This window comes from Cypionkella sp. (genome assembly GCF_036782355.1).
Taxonomy (GTDB): domain Bacteria; phylum Pseudomonadota; class Alphaproteobacteria; order Rhodobacterales; family Rhodobacteraceae; genus Cypionkella.
On sequence record NZ_DAIPZF010000028.1, the window covers coordinates 18,132 to 39,628 of the forward strand.

General features: G+C 59.3%; 17 protein-coding genes. 10 read left to right on the plus strand and 7 right to left on the minus strand.

Translation table 11 applies throughout. The annotated features are described in order from the left end of the window. Positions 1-5 precede the first annotated feature (5 nt). From V7Q10_RS11485 to hflX, 4 genes are all read left to right on the plus strand, one after another. Positions 6-2,255: a sensor histidine kinase NtrY-like gene (locus tag V7Q10_RS11485; RefSeq protein ID WP_333869241.1), complete on the plus strand. Its 2,250-nt coding sequence runs from the start codon at positions 6-8 to the stop codon at positions 2,253-2,255. Positions 2,256-2,263: 8 nt separating this feature from the next. Further along, positions 2,264-3,661, plus strand: a complete 1,398-nt coding sequence (gene ntrX, locus V7Q10_RS11490) for a nitrogen assimilation response regulator NtrX (protein WP_333869242.1) — start codon at positions 2,264-2,266, stop codon at positions 3,659-3,661. Between the two features lie 157 nt (positions 3,662-3,818). Then, positions 3,819-4,052: an RNA chaperone Hfq gene (hfq, locus tag V7Q10_RS11495; RefSeq protein WP_333869243.1), complete on the plus strand. Its 234-nt coding sequence runs from the start codon at positions 3,819-3,821 to the stop codon at positions 4,050-4,052. A 32-nt stretch (positions 4,053-4,084) separates the two neighbouring features. After that, a complete protein-coding gene (hflX, locus tag V7Q10_RS11500; RefSeq protein WP_333869256.1) occupies positions 4,085-5,383 on the plus strand; it encodes a GTPase HflX in 1,299 nt (432 codons plus the stop codon). Here hflX and V7Q10_RS11505 read toward each other — a convergent pair. Next, positions 5,380-7,860 carry a penicillin acylase family protein gene (locus V7Q10_RS11505; RefSeq protein ID WP_333869244.1) on the minus strand — a complete coding sequence of 827 codons (2,481 nt, stop codon included), beginning with the start codon at positions 7,858-7,860 and terminating at the stop codon, positions 5,380-5,382. The two genes, hflX and V7Q10_RS11505, sit on opposite strands and share 4 nt — an antisense overlap. A 79-nt stretch (positions 7,861-7,939) precedes the next feature. On the opposite strand from V7Q10_RS11505, the gene V7Q10_RS11510 reads away from it, so the two are divergent. After that, positions 7,940-8,803 (plus strand): NAD(P)-dependent oxidoreductase, encoded by an 864-nt coding sequence (locus tag V7Q10_RS11510; RefSeq protein WP_333869245.1) that lies wholly within the window; start codon positions 7,940-7,942, stop codon positions 8,801-8,803. 51 nt (positions 8,804-8,854) lie between these two features. On the opposite strand, the gene V7Q10_RS11515 is transcribed toward V7Q10_RS11510, so the two are convergent. Both V7Q10_RS11515 and hemB read right to left on the minus strand, forming a co-directional pair. Beyond that, positions 8,855-9,424, minus strand: coding sequence for a YSC84-related protein (locus V7Q10_RS11515; protein ID WP_333869246.1), 570 nt, complete (start codon positions 9,422-9,424; stop codon positions 8,855-8,857). Between the two features lie 106 nt (positions 9,425-9,530). Beyond that, entirely contained in the window at positions 9,531-10,532 is a 1,002-nt protein-coding gene (gene hemB / locus V7Q10_RS11520; RefSeq protein ID WP_333869247.1) for a porphobilinogen synthase, read from the minus strand. A gap of 114 nt (positions 10,533-10,646) precedes the next feature. Between hemB and V7Q10_RS11525 the strand changes: the two genes are divergently transcribed. Next, on the plus strand, positions 10,647-11,171 hold the full coding sequence (locus V7Q10_RS11525) for a component of SufBCD complex (RefSeq protein ID WP_333869257.1): 525 nt from the start codon (positions 10,647-10,649) through the stop codon (positions 11,169-11,171). A 1-nt stretch (position 11,172) separates the two neighbouring features. Next, positions 11,173-14,613 carry a transcription-repair coupling factor gene (gene mfd, locus V7Q10_RS11530; protein ID WP_333869248.1) on the plus strand — a complete coding sequence of 1,147 codons (3,441 nt, stop codon included), beginning with the start codon at positions 11,173-11,175 and terminating at the stop codon, positions 14,611-14,613. Positions 14,614-14,619: 6 nt separating this feature from the next. Here the strand turns inward: mfd and V7Q10_RS11535 are convergent, their stop codons facing one another. Both V7Q10_RS11535 and V7Q10_RS11540 read right to left on the minus strand, forming a co-directional pair. Next, a complete protein-coding gene (locus V7Q10_RS11535) occupies positions 14,620-15,819 on the minus strand; it encodes a multidrug effflux MFS transporter (protein WP_333869249.1) in 1,200 nt (399 codons plus the stop codon). Positions 15,820-15,903: 84 nt separating this feature from the next. After that, positions 15,904-16,551: a DsbA family oxidoreductase gene (locus V7Q10_RS11540; RefSeq protein ID WP_333869250.1), complete on the minus strand. Its 648-nt coding sequence runs from the start codon at positions 16,549-16,551 to the stop codon at positions 15,904-15,906. A gap of 103 nt (positions 16,552-16,654) precedes the next feature. Between V7Q10_RS11540 and V7Q10_RS11545 the strand changes: the two genes are divergently transcribed. From V7Q10_RS11545 to V7Q10_RS11555, 3 genes are all read left to right on the plus strand, one after another. Beyond that, complete coding sequence (locus V7Q10_RS11545; RefSeq protein WP_333869251.1) at positions 16,655-17,275, plus strand: helix-turn-helix domain-containing protein; 621 nt, start codon at positions 16,655-16,657, stop codon at positions 17,273-17,275. 108 nt (positions 17,276-17,383) lie between these two features. Next, positions 17,384-18,121 (plus strand): metallophosphoesterase family protein, encoded by a 738-nt coding sequence (locus V7Q10_RS11550; RefSeq protein WP_333869252.1) that lies wholly within the window; start codon positions 17,384-17,386, stop codon positions 18,119-18,121. 3 nt (positions 18,122-18,124) lie between these two features. Continuing rightward, complete coding sequence (locus V7Q10_RS11555) at positions 18,125-19,480, plus strand: serine/threonine protein kinase (protein ID WP_333869253.1); 1,356 nt, start codon at positions 18,125-18,127, stop codon at positions 19,478-19,480. Between the two features lie 24 nt (positions 19,481-19,504). Here the strand turns inward: V7Q10_RS11555 and V7Q10_RS11560 are convergent, their stop codons facing one another. Both V7Q10_RS11560 and V7Q10_RS11565 read right to left on the minus strand, forming a co-directional pair. After that, on the minus strand, positions 19,505-19,621 hold the full coding sequence (locus V7Q10_RS11560; protein WP_333869254.1) for an entericidin: 117 nt from the start codon (positions 19,619-19,621) through the stop codon (positions 19,505-19,507). A 3-nt stretch (positions 19,622-19,624) separates the two neighbouring features. Beyond that, positions 19,625-21,439, minus strand: coding sequence for an extracellular solute-binding protein (locus V7Q10_RS11565; RefSeq protein ID WP_442885864.1), 1,815 nt, complete (start codon positions 21,437-21,439; stop codon positions 19,625-19,627). Between the last annotated feature and the right edge of the window lie 58 nt (positions 21,440-21,497).

Consider the following 21,497-nt stretch of genomic DNA (forward strand, 5'->3'; position numbering starts at 1 on the left):
GTGGAATGGTGCGCAGCACAGCGACAAGCAGGACTTGGCTTCGGTTAACGCGGTTGCGCCGGCAGCGGCGTGTGCAAACCGGACTGACCTTTGCACTGGTCTTCCTTGGCCCGATGCTGGTTGCGATCACCTTTTTGGCCTTGGGTCCGTTTAATCTGGGGGCCGGCTCGCAATATTTGCGGCTGATTTTTCTGGCCGATCTGATCTATGTGCTGCTCGTCGCCTCGCTTGTGCTGGCGCGGGTGATGCGGATGATCAGCGATAGGCGGCGGCAATCGGCGGGCTCGGCACTGCACCTGCGCTTGACGGGGGTCTTCGCCTTTGTTGCCTTGGTGCCGACAATTCTTGTCGCAGTTTTCGCAGTGCTGACGGTGAACATCGGGCTTGAGGGCTGGTTTTCCGAACGCGTGCGCAATGTGGTCGGCGCCTCGCTGAACGCCGCCCAAGCCTATGAAGACGAGCAAACCAAAGCTCTGACCGATGATGCCAATTCGCTGGCAGCCTATCTGAACATCGCCAAACAAAAGAGCTTTTTCTTGGTAGACGATCAGGTGCGCCCGATCCTGACCCAAGGCCAAGCAGCTATTCAGCGGGGCATGAAAGAGGTGTTTCTGGTCGATGGCACAGGCAGCCTGAAAACCCGGGGCGAGAGGTCTTATCTATTTGATTTTGAGCCGCTTTCTTCTGACCAACTGACGCGCTCGAAGGCGGGCGAGGTGGTGGTCATTCAAGATTGGCCCAATGACGAGTTTCGCGCGCTGGTGCATCTGGACGCCTTTGCTGACCGCTATCTTTATGTCTCGCGTAAGGTCGATGGCCGGATTTTGTCGCTGCTGGATGAGACCAAGGAAACCGTGCGGCTTTATCAACAGCTTGAATCGACGCGCGGATCGGTTTTGTTTAACTTTGGGCTCTTGTACCTTGGTTTTGCACTGATTTTGGTGCTGGCGGCGGTTTGGCTTGGCCTGTGGTTTGCCGAAAGACTCAGCCGTCCGGTGGGGCGCTTGGCGGCAGCGGCGGCCGAGATTGGCAATGGAAATTTGGATGTGCAGGTGATTGAAGAAGAGGGCGACGACGAGATCGCCACGCTGTCGCGCACCTTCAACCAGATGACGCATGAGCTGAAGGGCCAGCGCGACGCCTTGATCGACACCCATCAGCAGACCGAACAGCGCCGGCGACTGTTTGACTCGGTTTTAAGCAACATCACCGCAGGCGTGATCGGTTTGGATTCGAACGGTCAAATTGATTTTGCCAATCGCGCCGCGCAGAGTTTGCTAGAGTTTAGCAGTCATGCCAATGACTTATCGCTTATAACCGCTGTGCCAGAATTCGCGCCCCTGTTCGAGCGTCTGCGCGAGGGCGGTGGTCATGCGGTGCAAGAAGAGGTCCGGCTGACCCGCAAGGGCAAGCTTGAAAGCCTGCTGGTTCGGATGAGCGCAAGGCGCAGCGATGATCGTCTGGAGGGCTATGTGGTGGCCTTTGACGATGTGACCGACCTTGTGTCTGCGCAACGCATGGCCGCTTGGGGCGATGTGGCCCGTCGCATCGCGCATGAAATCAAGAACCCGCTGACGCCGATCCAGCTGTCCGCCGAACGGATCAATCGCAAGTTCCGCTCGCAGGTGAAAGAGCCCGAAGATCTTGCGCAATACACCGAGGTTATTGTGCGTCAAACCAATGACTTGCGGCGGATTGTTGATGAGTTCTCTAAGTTCGCCCGCATGCCCGAACCTGATCGGCGCGAAACCGATCTTGTGGCGCTGCTGCGCGCGGCTGTGATGTTGCAAGAAAACGGTCAGCCCAATGTCAAATTTCGTCGCCAGCTTGCTGAAGGCCCGATTTTGCTGGAATTGGATGCCACCATGATCGGGCAAGCCTTAACAAACTTGATTAAGAATGCAGGCGAAGCCACTGAAACTCTGATAGAAAAAGGCGAAGTTACTGGCGTGTTGCCTGAAATTCGCATAAGCCTAGCGGTTGAAGATAGCTTTGCGGTGGTTCGGATTATGGACAACGGTATTGGGCTGCCACCAGACCGCGCGCGTCTGTTCGAACCCTATGTCACCACCCGCGAAAAAGGCACGGGCCTTGGCCTGCCAATTGTGAAGAAAATCGTTGAAGAACATGGCGGTACGCTGACACTTGAAGACGCTCCTGCCTTTGAAGACACCCTACATTTCGGGGCGATGGCGGTGATCCGTCTGCCCCTTACCCCTCGCAAGCGCAGCCGCGCCACCACCGTGACAAGTTAGGAGGAATGATGACCAACATTCTGATCGTTGATGATGAAAAAGATATCCGCGAATTGATCGGCGATATTCTGAAGGACGAGGGCTATGTCATTCGACTGGCTTCAAATTCTGACGAATGCATGGCCGAAATCAACGCCGAGGCCCCAAGCCTTATGATCCTTGATATCTGGCTGAAAGACAGCCGGATGGATGGCATCGACATTCTCAAAACCGTCAAGCGCGACAATCCTGACATTCCGGTTGTGATTATCTCGGGGCATGGCAATATTGAAATCGCGGTCGCCGCAATCAAGCAAGGCGCCTATGACTTTATCGAAAAACCTTTTAATATCGATCAGTTGATGGTGGTTGTTACTCGCGCGATGGAGACCTCGCGTTTGCGGCGCGAGAATGCAAATCTGCGGCGGCGTGACACGGTGGCGGCCGAGATGATCGGCAGCAGCCACGCCTTTCGCGGCCTGAAGGCGCAGCTGGAAAAGGTTACCAAATCGAACGGTCGGGTGATGCTGACGGGCCCTGCGGGGGCCGGAAAAGAAATGGCTGCGCGCTTTATTCACAGCAATTCTGGCCGTGCCTCGGCGCCATTTGTCTCGGTCTCTTCGGCAACGGTAGATGCTGACCATATGGAAGAGGTGCTGTTCGGCCGTGAGACCAACGAGCGGGGCGTTGAAAAAGGTCTTTTAGAACAAGCCCATGGCGGCGTTGTCTACTTTGACGAGGTGGCAGAGATGCCGCTTGGCACCCAATCCAAAATTCTGCGCGTGTTGACCGACCCTCAGTTCACCCGTGTCGGCGGCAGCGACAAGGTGCGGGTCGATCTGCGGGTGATCTCTTCGACCAGCCGCGATCTGCGCGCCGAAATTGCCGCCGGGCGGTTCCGGCAAGAGCTGTATGATCGGCTGAACGTGGTGCCGATTGCGGTGCCGTCTTTGGCCGAGCGGCGTGAAGATATTCCAGAACTTACAAAGGCTTTTGTCGAGATGTTCCATCACTCGCAAGGCCTGCCGATGCGCAGTCTTACTGCCGATGCCGAGGCGCTTTTGCAGACCATGCAATGGCCGGGCAACATCCGCCAGCTGCGCAATGTGATTGAGCGTGTGCTGATCTTGGGCGATGGCAGCGGTGAGATTGATGCACGCGAATTGCCCGGCCAAGAGCCCGCAGCCGAAGCCGAGGGCCGCATGGTGCTGGGCGGCGCGATGGCAACCTTGCCGCTGCGTGAGGCGCGCGAGGTATTTGAACGCGAATATCTGCTGACCCAGATCAACCGCTTTGGCGGCAATATCAGCCGCACGGCGAGTTTTGTCGGCATGGAACGCTCGGCCTTGCATCGCAAATTAAAATCACTTGGCGTGGTGGGCTCGGGCAAGGGCGCGTTGCAAGCCGATGAAGAGGCGGGCGTTTAAATTGGGTCTTAAAAGACACCTTGCCGCAGGCCCTTGCAGGTTCTGCGGTACGATTGGTAATTTTAGGCTGGAAAGTCGCTAAACTGCACGACATAGTGGCTTTTGCAGCGCTTCACTGAGGTGTTGCTGAACTTTAAGGCAATAAGGACAAGAAAAAATGGCCGCCGACAAACAAAATTTACAAGATGCCTTTCTGAACCACGTGCGGAAATCAAAGGTTCCGGTGACGATCTTTTTGATCAACGGGGTAAAGTTGCAGGGCGTGATTACATGGTTCGATAACTTTTGCGTTTTGCTGCGCCGCGACGGCCAATCTCAGTTGGTCTATAAGCACGCGATTTCGACAATAATGCCCGGTGGGCCTGTGAACCTGTACGAGGGCGAAGAATAGACCACGATTTGACCGAGGAAGACGACGAACCGCTGTATCACGACGGCGGGCTTGATGCCTATGAAACGGCGGCGGTTCCCTCACGCGCCTATGTTTTGCACCCTGATATGAAATCTGCCAAGACGCGGCGCTTGCCCGAACATGGGCTGGCCGAAGCGATCAGTCTGGCCGCAGCCTTGCCTGCGATCGACGTGATCGGCGCCGAGGTGGTGCGGCTGCCGCGGATTCATCCGGGGATGTTGTTTGGATCGGGTAAGGTCGAAGAACTGAAGACCCGCTTTCACGCGGATGAGATCGATCTGGTTTTGGTTGATAGCATTGTCTCGCCTATTCAGCAGCGCAATCTGGAGAAAGAATGGGGTGTCAAACTTTTAGACCGCACCGGCCTAATCCTAGAGATTTTCGCCGACCGCGCGCGCACCCGGGAAGGCGTGTTGCAGGTAGAACTTGCGGCGCTTTCGTACCAACGTACAAGGCTGGTGCGGGCCTGGACCCACCTAGAGCGTCAGCGTGGCGGCTTTGGCTTTGTTGGTGGCCCCGGCGAGACACAGATCGAATCCGACCGCCGTGCGATTGATGATCAGGTGATCCGGCTGAAACGGCAGCTGGAACGGGTGGTCAAAACCCGCGAGCTGCATCGCGCCTCGCGCCGTAAGGTGCCGTTTCCGCTGGTGGCGCTGGTGGGCTATACCAACGCCGGCAAATCGACGCTGTTCAACCGGATGACGGGGGCAGAGGTGCTGGTCAAAGACATGCTCTTTGCCACGCTTGATCCAACCATGCGCGCGATCGAGCTGCCGACGGGGCGCAAGATTATCGCCTCGGATACGGTTGGCTTTATCTCGGATCTGCCGACGCAGTTGGTGGCTTCGTTCCGCGCGACCTTGGAAGAGGTGCTGGAAGCCGATCTGATCTTGCATGTGCGCGACATCAGCAATCCCGAGACAGCCGAGCAGGCGGCGGATGTGAATGATATTCTGGCCTCTCTGGGGGTGCGCAAGAACGTGCCCTTGCTCGAGGTGTGGAACAAGCTTGATCTTGTCGATGCCAGCCAGCGCGATTCTCTGCTGGCACAGGCTGCCAACCGCGAAGATGTCTTGGCGCTTTCGGCCGTGACGGGCGAGGGGATGGCGGCTTTGCTTGACCATATCTCGGGCGCCTTCGAGGAAGAGAAATCCGAGCGCGTCTTTGATCTAGGCTTTGCCGAGGGCAAGCGTCACGCTTGGCTGCATGGTGCGGGCGTGGTGCTGCAAGAAACCCAGACCGAGACCGGCTGGCAGATGCAGGTGCTATGGACCGCACGACAAGAAAAGCGCTACCGCGATCTTTAGGGCGCGGTAGCCGCCTCGGGTGTCAGATGGGTGATGCCCACGGCACCCGCACGCGCAAGGGCTGGGTCAAGCGACATCGGGATATATTCGCCGCGCCGCCATAAATCGGACAGATCATCGTAATAGGCCGAAAGCGGATGGCCCGATTGCCCCGTAGCCTGAATGAACACCGAGGAATCGGGGTCAGCAAAGTCATATACGCCGCGATAGCCGCCCGCATGCACGTTTTGATAGGGGTTTGGCCCCTTGCCCTTGGTGCGACCGCGCAGCAGCGTGCTGTCGCCGCCCGAGGTGGATTGGTGAATGTCGACGAAATAGCGCAGGATCGGCACTTGCCCCAAGACCGGATGGTCGTGCGTGGCCTGATGCACATCGCCCCAACGCCAGCTTTCTATGCTGCCGCCATAGCTTTCGCGCAGCTGCAAAAGCGCGTCATCCAACGCTTGGCGCGCAATTTCAGAGCAGGTCTCGACCACCGCCGATTGCACCACATCGCACCAGACCCCAGCGCCATCAGTGTTGCGGTAGACCCGCTCGATGAACACCGGGTCGGGATGGGTGAATTTATCGGCCAGAGGGCCGATTTCGTCACGGATCAGCCGGTCTTGCAAGGCGCGCAGCCAAGCCTCGGCGATCAGCGGTTCGGGCAGATGTTCGTTCATCTCGCCGTTCCAAGCCGCCATCAGTGTCAGCGCCTTTTGCCGCAAGCGTTCGGGCGTGCCCTCGGCGGCGGCCTCGCCCGTGAACCACAGATCCGCGCCGATCAGCGGCAAAAGCGTGCGCGCGGTGGGCGAGACGGTGTCAAGCTGTGCTTCGATAAAGCTGTCGCGGGTATGGACCTGGCGCGATTTCATCAGCGTCAGCCAGCGTTGAATGCGCTGGGTATCGCCCCAGTTAAAGCTGACATGAGCAGGAAAAGGGCGATCGACGGTGCGGTTGTTGGTATTGCCCAAAAGCCCCGAAGTGGGGTTTATAAAGCTGGGATTGCTGGCATAGGGCTCGACCCCCAGCCAGCGGTTGTTTCCCTGCCAGCCCGCCGCCGGCATCCGGCCTTGGGTGCTGTGGCGTGCATCGCGCAACGGCACAGCGCCGACCGTTTGCAGCCCAATGCCATCTGCATCGACCAGCATCAGGTTCTGCGCAGGCGCCACAAAGAGCCGCCCCGCCGAAATCGCTTGCGTCACCGAGCCCGCAGACATCAGCCGCAGTGCTGCCGTCATAGAGGTGTCTGTGGCACTCAGCCCCGTCCATTGCAGCGCTGCGACCGCTCCGGCGGGCGTGACCGATGCCAGATCATAATGCGTGCCCGGCAAGATCGGCCCGCTTTGCGACCAGCGCAGCGTCAGCGTAACCGGCGCTTGGCCCTTAATGTTGAGGATGGATTGGCGCGAGGTAAAGGGCTTGGGCCCTTCGGGGGTGAGATATTGCTCGGAGTTGTCGGGGTTCAGCTTTTCCATCACCAGATCTTGGTCATCAACATAGGCGGTGGTCAGCCCCCAGCCCAGCTTTTCCGACCGCCCCACCAGCACCAAGGGCATGCCCGGAATGGTGCCGCCAATCACGCCACCCGAGCGCAGTTGCAAGCGTGCCAGATACCAGATCGACGGCGCGGTCAGCTCTAAGTGCGGATCATTGGCCAAAAGACTGCCCCCTGCGGCGGCCTTATTTGGCATCGCCGCCCAAGCGTTCGAGGCTCCGGCAAAGTCGCGGCTGTGAAACGGCGACAGCGGCGCGTCGATATAGGCCAATTGGGTCTTTGCCGCCGTAGGATAGGCCGAGGGCATCAGCTGCGCGTAATCGGGCAGGGCTGCCACCGGCTGGCCCGGATCATCGGGCAGAATATCCGACAGCCGTGCGCTTGGCAAAATCAGCGACATTTGCGCGCGCAGCACCTCGTCCTCTAGCTGAGAGGACATTTGCAGCGCCATCAACTTCATGATCGCGATGCTGTCGGCAGGCGACCAGGCTGCGATTTCGTTCGAGAAAAAGAAGAACTCGGGCGCGCCACGCCCACGCGCGCCCAAATTCACTTGGGTGATCCAAGCATTCACCCCCGCAGCATAGGCGTTCAGCGCGGTGGTGGTGGGCCCGTCTTGTGCTGCCACCGATTGCTGCGCCAGCGTATAGAGATCAAGCCGCCGCACCAGCTCGTCAATTTTGGCGGTGCGCGGCCCGAAAATCTCTGACAGCCGGCCTTGGACCGTACGCCGCAGCATCGTCATCTGCCACAGCCGATCTTGTGCATGCACAAAGCCCAAAGCGTAATAGACATCTGCATCGGTGTTGCCAAAAATATGCGGCACATTGGCATTGTTGCGCACGATCTCGACAGGGCCGCTAATGCTGCTTAGGCGAAAGCTTTCGTTATAATCGGGCAAGGAGCGCGACAGCACATAATACCCAAGCGCGCCTGCCATCAGGCCAAGCACTATCAAACCAGTAAAAACACGCAAGAGCCAGCGATAGGCAATCAACATCAGGAGAGTCCTTGACGACAGGGGTCGAATGCCTTCCTAGTCCAAACCCAGAAATTGGGCAATGCAGGGAGGCAAAGCAATGGCAAAACTAGCGTTTTTGGGGCTAGGCGTTATGGGGTTTCCAATGGCGGGGCATTTGGCCGCCAAGGGCCACGAGGTTGTGGTCTATAACCGTAGTGCCGCCAAGGCGGAGCTGTGGGTTCAAAAACACGGTGGCGCTGCGGCGGCCACCCCGCGCGAAGCTGCCATGGGTGCCGATGTGGTGCTTGCCTGCGTTGGCAATGACGACGATCTGCGCGCGATTTGCTTAGGCGCAGACGGTGCCTTTGCGGGCATGGCCAAGGGCGCGATCTTTGTCGATCACACCACGGTTTCGGCCACGGTCACCCGCGAGCTGGAAGCGATTGCTGTGCAAGCCGGGCTTGGCTTTGTCGATGCGCCGGTTTCAGGCGGGCAGGCGGGGGCCGAAAACGGCGTGCTGTCGATCATGTGCGGCGGGGCTTTGGCCTCTTATGCGGCAGTTGAACCTATCATGGCGGCCTATGCGCGCATTTGCCGCCGTTTGGGCGACAGCGGTGCTGGACAGCTTGCCAAGATGATGAACCAGATCTGCATCGCAGGCTTGGTGCAGGGTCTGGCCGAGGCGATGGCCTTTGGTCAAAAAGCCGGTCTGGACGGCGAGGCGGTGGTCGAGGTGATCAGCCAAGGCGCTGCGGGCTCGTGGCAGATGGCGAACCGTCATAAAACCATGCTGGCCGATCAGTTCGACTTTGGCTTTGCGGTGGATTGGATGCGCAAGGATCTGAAGATCTGTCTGGAAACCGCAGATGTTATCGGCGCGCAGCTGCCTGTCACCGCGCTGGTCGATCAGTTCTATAAGGATGTGCAGCTGATGGGGGGCAATCGCAACGATACCTCCAGCTTGATCCGCCGGTTAAAGTAAGATCTGCGAAAGGTGCGGTAAGGCATTGATCACAATGCCTTACCGAAAAATTTATGGGATGATGCGGCTGTATTTGACGCCAGCCAGCGTGGCCCCAACCATCAGGCCTTGCTGGCCAAAGACAAAGGCGATCACGGAATCAAGTTCTGTGGTTTCCTTACCCAGCGAGCCGCCATCGCCCGGTGTGGCGTAGCGGATATCGGCGCTGGCGTTCCAGCCTGGCGCGCGGCGGAAGTCTTGCAACGACTGATCGGTCATGAAGAACAGCGCATGGGCATATTGCTGCGCGCCGATTTGAAAGCCAATGCTGGCCTTGGCCGCAGAATAATAATCCACCGTCACGCCATTGATCAGCAAAGCGCCGCGACCATAAGCGCCGCCAAAGCCAAATCCGGCCTCGGTTACCAAGGGCATATACAAGATGCCACGGGCCTTTGCCGCCAGTTCGCGGGTGCCGGGATAGCTGCTATAGAGAAAATTCTGCGTTGCTTGCACGCGGGCATCAATCTGCGCCCCACCGCGCGAGCCTACGCCATTGCCGATCACGGTCTGTTGACAGCCCGCCAACAAAGCCGCCGATCCCGTGCCCACAAGAAAGCCGCGTCGTGAAAGCTGTGCCATTTTATGCCCTTTTGCCTCTGGAGGGGTTCTGCGACCCTATTATTACAACTATAGCCACAAGCTGTGACTTTGTCATTATGCTTGCGCGGGTTTGGCAAAGCCTTGCTTAGGCTTTGGCCAACATTTTGGCCACACGCGGTGCGAAATAGGTCAGAATACCGTCACAGCCCGCCCGTTTGAACGCCATCAGGCTTTCCAGCATCGCCTTGTCGCCGTCAATCCAGCCGTTTTGCGCCGCCCCTACGATCATCGCATATTCGCCCGAAACCTGATAGGCAAAGGTCGGCGCGCCAAAGGTGTCTTTGACACGGCGGCAAATATCCAGATAGGGCATGCCGGGCTTGACCATTACCATATCCGCGCCTTCTTGCAGATCGCGTTCGATCAGGCGCAGCGCCTCGTCGGAATTGGCGGGGTTCATCTGATAGGTTTTCTTATCGCCCTTCAGCGCGCCACTTGCCCCCACAGCATCACGGAAGGGGCCGTAAAAGGCGCTGGCGTATTTGGCCGAATAGGACATGATCGTCACATCTGTGTGACCTGCGGCCTCAAGCGCGCGGCGAATGGCGCCGATACGGCCATCCATCATATCAGAGGGTCCGATGATATCGGCCCCCGCCTCGGCCTGCACCACGGCCATGCGCACCAATGCCTCGACGGTCTCATCGTTCAAGATCACGCCATCGCGCACCAGACCGTCGTGACCATTGCTGTTATAGGGGTCAAGGGCGACATCTGTCATGATCGCAATCTCGGGCACCGCGGCCTTAATGGCGCGAATGGCGCGGTTGGCAAGGTTGTCCGGGTTCCAGGCCTCTTCGCAGGCTTCGGTCTTAAGCGACGGATCCGTATAGGGAAACAGACAGATCGCCGGGATCCCAAGCGCCTGCGCCTCGGCTGCGGCCTTGACCACCATATCGACCGACAACCGGTTGACGCCGGGCATCGAGGCGATGGGTTCGCAAATGCCTTCGCCGTCGCGCACAAACACCGGCCAGATCAAATCGTCCACCGTCAGGGTGTTTTCCTGCACCAAGGCGCGCAGGGCCGCAGATTGGCGCAAACGCCGAAAGCGGTTGATCGGGGTCGGAGCTGAAATCGGGCGCATGGGAGGTTCCACTCTTGGCAAAGGGGCTTGCGATCTTGGTCTCTGCCTGCCATGGAATAGCGCGCGTCTCAAGCCTTCAAACGCGCAGAGGACAGCGGCAGGAGTGATTTGGCTGTGAATTTGTATCAGATTGTTGTCGAATTGATTGATCTGCGGTCATTTTCCAACCTTTGGTACTGGATTATGCTGGCGGTGATGTGGTCAAGCGCCAGCCATTGGGTGATTGGTGTGCCCTTTGACATGGTCTTGCGCGCGCGGCGCCAAGGCGGTGACTTGCAGCACGATCTGGAAATTGTGGCGCGGGTTCAGGCGGGGCGGCTGATCTATATTGCCGAAACCTCGGGCATTTTGATGGTGGCGTTTTTGTGCTTTGCCCTGACCACTTTGGGGCTACTGTCGGTGGTCTATGGCATGGAATTTGCGCAAGCGGTCTCGCTTTTGGTGCTGCCGATGGTGGCACTTGCGGGTCTTTCCCTGCGTACAGCACGCTTGATTGCGGCGGACGATGCAACCGGAGAGGCGCTGCATCACCGCCTGTCGCGCCACCGCTTGGCCACGCAACTGCTTGGAATGGTGTCTATATTTGTAACCTCGATGTTCGGGATGTATCAGAACCTTCACATCGGCGCATTGGGTTAGAATGGCACAGGCAGAGCGGATTCTTCTTGGCGGCGCCCCCGAGGGCTGGGACGCAGAGCTTTTGGCACGCGAGGCGCGGCGCGGGGGCCAGGTTTTGCACATCGCGCGCGACGACAAACGTATGGAGGCGATGCGCGCGGCGTTAAGCGTAATCGCGCCAGAGCTGGTGGTGCTGGAACTGCCGGCTTGGGATTGCTTGCCCTATGACCGCGTCTCGCCCAACCCCGAGCTGTTGTCGCAGCGCATGTCGACCTTGGCGGCGCTGGTTTCGGGGCTGTCGGGCAGCTTTGTGGTGCTGACGACGCTAAACGCCGCCAGCCAGCGTTTGCCTGCGCGCGCGGTGATGCGCGGGGCCTCGTTTGTGGCGCAGGTGGGCGAGCGGGTGGATGAGGCGCAGCTGAAGGGATTTTTGGCGCGCATGGGGTTCTCGCCAGTCTCGACCGTGGCAGAACCGGGGGATTTCGCCATTCGTGGCGGCATTGTCGATATCTTTCCGCCGGGCAACACCGGCCCGGTGCGGCTTGATTTCTTTGGCGATGTGCTGGACGGCGCGCGCCGCTTTGATCCTGTCAGCCAGCGCACCACGGAAAAGCTGAAATCGGTCGAATTCGCGCCGATGTCAGAGGTGATCTTGGACGAGGCCGCGATCAGCCGGTTTCGCCAGAACTACCGCGTTGAATTTGGCGCAGGCGGGTCCGAGGATCCGCTTTACGAGGCGGTCTCGGCTGGGCGCAGGCATCAGGGGATGGAGCATTGGCTGCCGTTCTTTCACTCGGCGCTTGAGACGATCTTTGACTATCTGCCCGCAGCCAGCGTGATGCTGGATGATCAGATCACCGCCGCAAGACTGGCGCGCTGGGAGGGGATCGAGGATCAATACGACGCCCGCCGCGAGGCGATGCAAGCCAAGGGGCGGCTGGATTCGGTCTATAAACCCTGCGCGCCGGGGCTTTTATATCTGGACGATGCGGCTTGGGAGCAGGCAACCGCTGGCCACCGCGTGGTGCAATTCTCAGCACTTGCCCAAGCCCCCGGGCCGGGGGTTCTGGACGCACAGGGCCGGATCGGGCGCAGTTTCGCCCCCGAACGCCAACAGGAAAATGTAAATCTTTTCAGCGCGCTAAAGGATCATATTCAAGCGCTGTCTAAAGATCGCGCTGTGGTGATTGCGTCATGGTCCGAAGGCGCGCGCGAACGTCTGCGCGGGTTGCTGACAGATCAAGATCTGGCAATTACCAAAGAGATCAAAGACTTTCGCGAGGTTGCTGACAAAGGGCTTTATCTGATCATCTGGCCCTTAGAGGCCGGCTTTACCGCGCCCAAGCTTGCCGTGATCTCGGAACAAGATGTGCTGGGCGACCGCTTGGTTGCCAAACCCCGCCGCAAGCGCAAGGCTGATAACTTTTTGCGCGAAGTCGACACGCTGTCGGTGGGCGATTTGGTGGTGCATGTCGAACATGGGGTCGGGCGCTATCTGGGGCTGGAAACCATCACCGCCTTGGGCGCGCCGCATGCCTGTGTCGCCTTGGAATATGCTGAAAACGCGAAGCTTTATCTGCCGGTGGAAAACATCGAACTGCTGTCGCGCTATGGCCACGAGGAAGGTCTGCTTGACCGTCTGGGCGGCGGTGCATGGCAGGCCAAGAAGGCCAAGCTAAAGCAGCGCATCCGCGAGATTGCCGACAAGCTGATGCGGATCGCGGCCGAGCGCGCGCTGCGCCATGCCCCGATCCTGGAAGCGCCGCATAGCATCTGGGAGGCCTTTGCCGCGCGTTTCCCCTATACCGAAACCGAAGATCAGCTGTCGGCGATTGCCGATGTGGTGGCCGATCTGGAAAAGGGCAGCCCGATGGACCGGCTGGTTGTCGGCGATGTTGGCTTTGGCAAGACCGAGGTGGCGATGCGCGCGGCCTTTGTGGCGGCTATGGCGGGCATGCAGGTGGCGATCATTGCGCCCACGACCTTGCTGGCGCGGCAGCATTTTCGCAGCTTTGTCGAGCGTTTTCGCGGCTTTCCGATCATCGTGCGGCCCTTGTCACGCTTTGTCTCGACCAAGGATGCCAATGCCACGCGGGCGGGGTTGACTGACGGCACGGTTGATATTGTGGTGGGCACCCATGCGCTGCTGGCCAAGGGCGTGAAGTTCAAGAACCTTGGGCTTTTGGTGATCGACGAAGAGCAGCATTTTGGCGTCGGTCATAAGGAACGGCTGAAGGAAATGCGCGCCGAAATCCATGTGCTGACCCTGACCGCAACGCCGATCCCGCGCACGCTGCAACTTAGCCTGACCGGGGTGCGCGATCTGTCGATCATCGCCACGCCGCCGGTCGACCGTCTGGCGATCCGCACCTATGTCAGTGAATTTGATACCATCACCATCCGCGAGGCTTTGCTGCGCGAACATTTCCGCGGCGGCCAAAGCTTTTATGTGGTGCCGCGGATCTCTGATCTGCACGAGATCGAAGATTTCCTGAAAACCCATGTCCCCGAAGTCAGCTATGTCATCGCGCATGGCCAGCTTGCCGCGGGCGATCTGGATGACCGCATGAACCAGTTCTACGACGGCAAATATGACGTTCTGGTGGCGACCTCGATCGTCGAGTCGGGGCTTGATATTCCAACCGCCAACACGATGATCGTGCACCGCGCCGATATGTTCGGGCTGTCGCAGCTTTACCAGATTAGGGGCCGTGTGGGGCGCGCCAAAACCCGCGCCTATTGTTTCTTGACCACCAAGGCGCGCAGCCCGCTGACACCGCAGGCCACCAAACGGCTGCGGCTGATGGCCTCGCTTGACAGTCTGGGCGCGGGGTTCAACCTTGCTAGCCACGATCTGGATCTGCGCGGCGCGGGCAATTTGCTAGGCGAAGAGCAGTCGGGCCATATCAAGGAAGTTGGCTATGAGCTGTATCAGGCGATGCTGGAAGAGACGATTGCCAAGATCAAATCGGGCGAACTCGAGGGGCTGTCTGCCGTCGATGACCAATGGTCGCCGCAGATCAATCTGGGCGTGCCGGTGATGATCCCCGAAGGCTATATCCCCGATCTGGACATCCGCTTGGGGCTGTATCGGCGCTTGTCGGGGCTTGCGACCAAGGTTGAACTAGAAGGCTTTGCCGCCGAGCTGATCGACCGTTTTGGCCCGATCCCGCGCGAGGTCAACACGCTGATGTTGATCGTGCGGATCAAATCCATGTGCAAACGCGCAGGCATTTCGCGGATTGATGCCGGGGTTAAGGGGGCGACGGTGCAGTTTCACAACGACAAATTCGCCAATCCGGCGGGGCTTGTGGAATTCATGAAGGCGCAGGGGCCAGCGGCGAAAATCTCGGGCAACAAGATCGTGCTGATGGGCGAGATGAAAACCGAAGCCGAGCGGATCAAGGGCGCCTTTGCCATTGCCCGCGATCTGGCTGAAAAGGTGGTAAAGCCGAAGGCCTAGGTGGCTTTACCGCCCGTTATCAAAGCGAAACACCAAAAGCGCTGCGGCGTTAAAGCCCAGCACGCCCAGCATCAAGGGGATCTCGCTGCCGTCAAAGGCAAGCCCCACCGGGATCGCCAGCGCCACCGAAGCCACCGTCGAGATCGCCGAGCTGACCGAGGCCGCAAGCCCTGCGATATGGCCCACAGGCTCCATCGCCAGCGCGTTCAGATTGCCCATTTGCAGCCCCATCGCGCCAAAGACCATGATCGTCCAGATCAGATGCATCGCAAAGGCCAGGTTTTCGGGCAAGATCCCCAGCAGCTTGGCCAGCATCAGCGCGGCGGTAAACACCACCAACACCATATAGCCCAGCCAGATCAGCCGCCGCATGCCATAGCGCACCACGGTTTTGGCGTTGATCACATTGCCCAAGGCTGAAAACAACGCGATCACCGTGAACCACAAGGGAAAGCTTTCGGCGCGGTCAAAGCGCTGCTCGAAAATCCCTTGCATTGACGACAGCGTGGCAAAAAGTGCGGCCTGCGTCAGGGTTTGCATCAGGATCGAGATCACCACGATGCGGTGCGAAAACAGCTCGCGCGTGGCGGCAAGCAGATTGGCAAGGTTCAGCTTGCGGCGCGCCTCTGGCGGCAGGGTTTCGGGTTGGCGCAGCCCCAGCCACAGCGTGGTGACCAGACAAAACAGAATATAGACGAGGAAAATCGCCTTCCAATCGGCAACTGCCATCACCGCTTGGCCCATCAGCGGCGCCACAGCAGGCACCAGCATAAAGACCATCATCACAAAGCTCATCACCTCGGCCATGGCGCGGCCTTGGAAAAGGTCGCGCACAAGTGCTGTGGCGGCGGTGCGCGGGCCTGCGGCTCCAACCCCCATAAACACCCGTGCAATCAGCAGCCATTCCAGGGATTGCGAGAAATAGGCGGCTATGGACGACAGGATATAAAGCACCGAGCCTGCGATAATCACTGGCTTGCGGCCAAAGCTGTCAGAAAGCGGGCCGGTGAACAGCGTGCCAAGCCCCATGCCAAAGACAAAGCTGGTGATCACCAATTGCGCGCGATTGGGGGCATCTGGCGAAAGCTGCGCCGCAATCTGGGGCAGGGCGGGCAGCATGGCGTCAATCGACAGCGCAATGGTGGCGAAAAGTGCTGCGACAAGGGCGATAAACTCACCACGCGAGAGGGATTTTGTGATCGCCATTGCTTTGGTCTTTCCACGAAAAAGGGGGCCGCGTTGCAGCCCTCTTCGCATCTTTCACCGCATAAGGTCCAGAGCCGTTGCGCCCTAGGCCTCGACCGCCTTGATCTGGTCCAGCAGCTCGTCAATGATATTGCCCCAAACCTCGGGCGATTGCGCGCCCGAGACCACATATTGCTGCGCAATCAGAAAGGTCGGCACCGCCGTGACACCTTTGGCGCGGGCATCGGCGTCACGCGCTGCGATGTCATCTGCATCGGCGTCAGAGGCCAAAAGCCGTTCGACCAGCGCGCGTTCCATGCCGCAAGCCTCGGCTATATCGGCCAGAACGGCAGGCGCGCCAATATCGCGCCCCTCGCGCCAATAGGCTTTGAACAGCGCCGAGACCACTGCCGTCTGACGCCCCTCAAGCCCCGCCCAATGGATCAGGCGGTGCGCGTCCAGCGTGTTGCACATCACCGGAATTGTGCCGAAATCAATCGGAATGCCGGCGGCATGGGCTGCCTCTTCGATGCGGGCATAGATCTTTGCCGCAGCCGCGGGGCCGCCGAATTTATCGGCCAGATAGGTCGGGCGATCCATGCCCGCCTTTGGCATGTCGGGGTTCAGCTGAAACGGATGCCATTCGATGCGAAAGGGGTGATCGGGGTGGGCTTCCAGGGCGCGATCCAGATGGGCTTTGCCAATGGCGCACCACGGGCAGACAGGATCAGAAAAGATATCAAGACGGATCATTGCATTTCCTCTTTTTGCCCTCTTTTGGCGTTTGCGCGGCTTTCGTCAAGCAAATTACAGGCTTTGGTTGCAAGCGCGCAGGCCTTGGCTTATGCGCAAGCGCATGAGTGACGATCCCAAAAGCCTGATCCGCATTGCCCGCCAAGACGCGCCCGCCAGCACGGTCGAGCCGCTGGATCTGGGGCGGCGCGTGCGCGAGTTGCGCAAGGCCAAGGGCTGGACGCTTGAGCAGGCGGCAAGCCAAGCGGGGCTGGCGCGCTCGACCCTTTCCAAGATTGAAAACGGCCAGATGTCGCCAACCTATGACGCGCTGAAAAAGCTGGCGCAGGGCATGGCGATTTCGGTGCCGCAGCTGTTCACCCCGGCGCAGGTGCCGCAGGTTTCAGGCCGGATTGCGGTAACCAAATCCGGCGAGGGTCAGGCCCATGCCACCACCACCTATGAGCATGAATTGCTGGCAGGCGGTCTGACCAAAAAGCAGATGCTGCCCTACCGCGCCACCATCCGCGCCCGCGCGATGGAGGATTTTGACGGCTGGGTGCGCCATGAGGGCGAAGAGTTTTTGTATGTGCTGACAGGTATCGTGCGGCTTTACACCGAGTTTTACGAAGCCGTTGACCTGCGCCGCGGCGACAGCGCCTATTACGACGGCTCGATGGGGCATAATGTGATCAGCCTGTCGCAGGAAGATGCGACGATCCTTTGGGTCACCTCGCTAGGATAAGGTGTTGTTTTGGGGGGGCTTTGGCCTTGACGCCTTGGCGCTGTGCTTCCACTGTTGGCGCGGGAGGCTTGCGGGTTTGTGTTTGGCCCCAAGTGTAAGGAGGGGTCGATGCGTCTGGCGCTGTTGTCGGATATTCATGCCAATAAAGAGGCTTTCGAGGCGGTTCTGACCGATCTTGAGCAGCATGACATTGATCAGCTGGTGTTTCTGGGCGATGTGGTGGGCTATGGGCCTGATCCGGAATGGTGCGTCGATACCTTAGAGCTTTTGGTCAAAGAGGGCGCCTTGGCGTTGCGTGGCAATCATGATCGCAGCACGCCCGCGCCCGACAGTCTGAACCCCGCCGCGCGCAAGATCATTGATTGGACGGTAAACCGGTTGAACGCACGCCAGCGGCTGTTTCTGGCCGATTTGCCTTATCAGCTTGTCCTAGGGGATTTGCTTTGCGTGCATGCCTCGCCCGATCAGCCGCAGCAGTGGTGTCCTGTCAGCGATGCGGCAGCAGCGGCGGCCAGCTTTGCGGCCAGCGCGGCACGGGTGATCCTCTGTGGTCATGTGCATCGGCCGGCGCTTTACAGTCTGGATCTGGCCAGCAAGATCAACACGCATGGCTTTACCCCGCGCACGGCGATCCCGCTGCTGGCCTCGCGACGCTGGCTGGCGGTGATCGGCTCGGTCGGTCAGCCCCGCGATGGCAGCGGCTGCGCGGGCTATGCGATCTTGGATCAGGCGCAAAACAGCCTAAGCTACCGGCAAGTTGCCTATGACAGCCTGACCACGGCAGATAAGGTCCGAGCGGCACAGCTGCCCGAAGCCTTTGCTCGCCGGTTAATTTTGGGGGTCTAGGCCATGGTGGTGCTGCGGCCTCAGACCGGCTTGGAAATTGACGGCTTTCAGCTGGGGGCTGAACTGCATCGCGGCGGCTTTTCGACCGTTTGGCAGGTAAGTCATCCCGATCACACTGTGGCTTTGGTGATGAAGATCCCCCGGGTTAGTCAAGGGCTGGCCAGCGCCTCGATCGTCGGCTTTGAGGTCGAGCAGATGATCCTGCCAAGACTGTCTGGCCCGCATGTACCAAGGCTGATCGCGCAGGGCGACTTTGATCCGATGGCCTATCTTGTCACCGAACGTATCGCTGGCAGCTCTTTGCGCGAGAGGATGTCGCGCGCGCCGCTGCCGCTTCCCGAGGTGTTGGATCTGGCGCAAAGGCTGGCGCAGGCGCTGCATGATCTGCACCGTCAAAGCGTGATTCACCTGGATCTTAAGCCTGAAAACCTGATGCAGCGGCCCAGCGGAGAGGTGGTCTTTATTGATTTTGGCCTGTCACGCCATGACACATTGCCCGATCTTTTGGCCGAAGAATATGCCCTGCCTTTGGGGACATTCCCCTATATCGCGCCCGAACAATTGCTGCGCCAACGCCATGATCTGCGCTCGGATCTGTTTGCTTTTGGGGTGATGCTTTATCAGATGCTGACGGGAGTTTTGCCCTTTGGCAAACCTGCGGGCTTTGAACAAGCCCGCGCGCGGCTGTGGCAAGACCCGGTGCCGCCGCGAGCTTTGCGCAGCGATATCCCCGAATGGCTGCAAGAGATCACGCTGCGCGCGCTCGAGGTGGACCCAGAAGCGCGCTATCAATCGGCCGCGCAGATGCTGTTTGATCTGGCCAATCCGCATCAGCTGCGGCTGACGGCGCGGGGGCTGAAGCTGGCGCGCGATCCTTGGCATCATGTCGCGCGGCGCTGGTGGCGCAGGCGCAGGCTGCAAGGCTTTGCCGCACCTGTGGCTGTAGCGCCGCAAAGCCAGTTTGCGCCACATCTGGTGGTGGCGCTTGATCTGTCGCCCGCGCATGAGGCGCTATCAGAGGCGCTGTTGTTAGAGGCAAAGCGCCTGCTCAGGCACGCCCCCCAGGCGCGTGTCAGCTGCCTAAGCGTTATGTCGCCCAAAGCTGCGCCGCGCGCCTTGGCGCAGCTTTTGGCGCTGCGGGCTTGGGGCTTGCGCTTGGGGCTGCGCGAAGATCGTTTACATTTCGTGATCTTGCAGCACGACGATCCCGCAGAGGCCCTGCTGGGGTTTTGCGCACAAACCAGCTGTGATCACATTCTGATCGGCGCAGGCCTTAGCGGGTTTGGCAAGGTGGCGGCAAGGGTGGCGGGCCAAGCAGGCTGCTCGGTCAGCTTGATACGGCGGCCGCAAGGGGCGTAACCCTTTGCGGCGCGCCAAGATCGCTTAGTTAAACCAGCCGCCCACACGATTTGCACCGCCCGAGATATCCTGCCCCATGCCGGAAATCGTGTTGCAGCCTGCCAAAGCTGTAAAGACAGCAAGAAGGATGATTTTGCGCATCTTCTACTCCTGATACCACCACAGATCGGGCTGAAAGCCCAACCAGTCGCCATAGATAGGCAAGCTGGCTGGAAAATGCAACTGCTTGACATAGGCCAGCCGCGAGACGTTGGAATACCAGATCGGCACAACGTAGCGCCCTGCGGTCAGCACGCGGTCCAAAGCATGCACAGCTGCGACAAAGTCTTCGCGATCGGTCGAGGTCAACATGGTCTGGATCATCGCCTCGGCGGCAGGTGAATTGATCCCCGCCCAATTGCGCGTGCCAGGCTCTGTCACCCCCACCGATCCCCAATACAGCATCTGTTCGTTGCCGGGGCTTAGCGAAAGCGAGCGGGCATATTGCGTCATATCGAAATCGTAATTGGTGGTGCGTTCTTTATATTGCGCGGAATCCACCGTGGTGACTTTGGCGTTGATGCCAAGGCGCTTTAACGCTTCGACATAGATGCTGGCCATGGCGATGGTGTCATCCGCGCCGTTTTGCAGCAAGATCTCAAAGGCAAAATCCTGACCCTGTGCATCCCTTAGGCTTCCATCCTGCACGCTCCATCCGGCGTCTTCCAAAAGCTTGGTGGCCTTGCGCAGATTGGCGCGATTGGCCTCGCTGCCATCTGACACCGGCAGGCTATAGCCTTCCAGCGTGCCGGGCAGCAGTTGGTCTTTGAAAGGTGCGAGCAGCGCAAGCTCTTTGCCGCTTGCAGGGTCTGCAATTGCAGCGCCGAGTTCCGAGTTGGAATAATAAGACTGAATGCGCGGCATCACGCCGCCGTTCAGGGTCTGGTTGATCAGCTCGAAGTTGAAGGCGTCAATCAAAGCCTCGCGCACGCGCCAATCGGCAAACAGCGGCTTGCGGGTGTTAAAGACAAAGCCGTCGATCCCCGAAGGCCTTTGGTGCGCGATTTCAGATTTCACCACATCGCCCGCGGCAATGCTGGGGAAATCATAGCTGCTGGCCCATTTCGCCGGATTGGCCTCGCGGTAGCTGGTGATCACGCCGGCCTTGAAGGCCTCGAATACCACGCCGCCATCGCCAAAATATTCATAGCGCACCTCGTCCAGATTGTGCTGGCCGCGGTTAAACGCCAGATCCGCACCCCACCAATTGGGGTTTTTCTTATAGGCGATGAATTTGCCGGGTTCGAAACTTTCCACCACATAGGGGCCCGAACCGATGGGGGCTTCCAGCGTGCTGGCGGTGAAATCCTTGCCCTGCCATTGCGCCTTTTGCAAAATCGGGCGCAGGCCCAAGATCAGCGGCAATTCGCGGTCAATCGCGGTAAAGGTAAAGCGCACGCCACGGCTGCCGATTTGCTCGGCCTTGGCGATCTTTTTCCACGCGCCTGCGTAGCGCGGGCTGCCCTCGGTGCCCAATTTTTCAAACGACCACAGCACATCTTCGGGGGTAACGGGGGCGCCGTCGGAAAACTTTGCCCCCTCGCGCAGGGTGAATTCGACATAGCTGCGATCAGAATCAGTATCGACCGATTCGGCCAAAAGCCCGTAAAGCGTGAAGGCCTCGTCATAAGATCGGCCCAAAAGCGTTTCCACCGTCAGCGCAGAAAGCCCCGCAGGCGGCACGCCTTTGACAATAAAGGGATTAAGCGAATCGAAACTGCCGGATTCGCCAAAGATGATATTGCCGCCCTTGGGCGCATCCGGGTTGGCTTGGGGCAGGGACACAAAATCCGGTGGTAGCGCGGGCGCGCCATACATAGCTATGCCGTGTTTCGGCTCGGCAGACAGCGGTGCGGCAACTGCGCCGAGAATCAGCGTCAGCCAAACCGCCCCCAGTGCCGATGTGATATTCTGTTTCATTCGCGCAACAATCCCCCAAATCTGACCCTAGATTGTCGCCAGACTAAGGGGGGTTTTG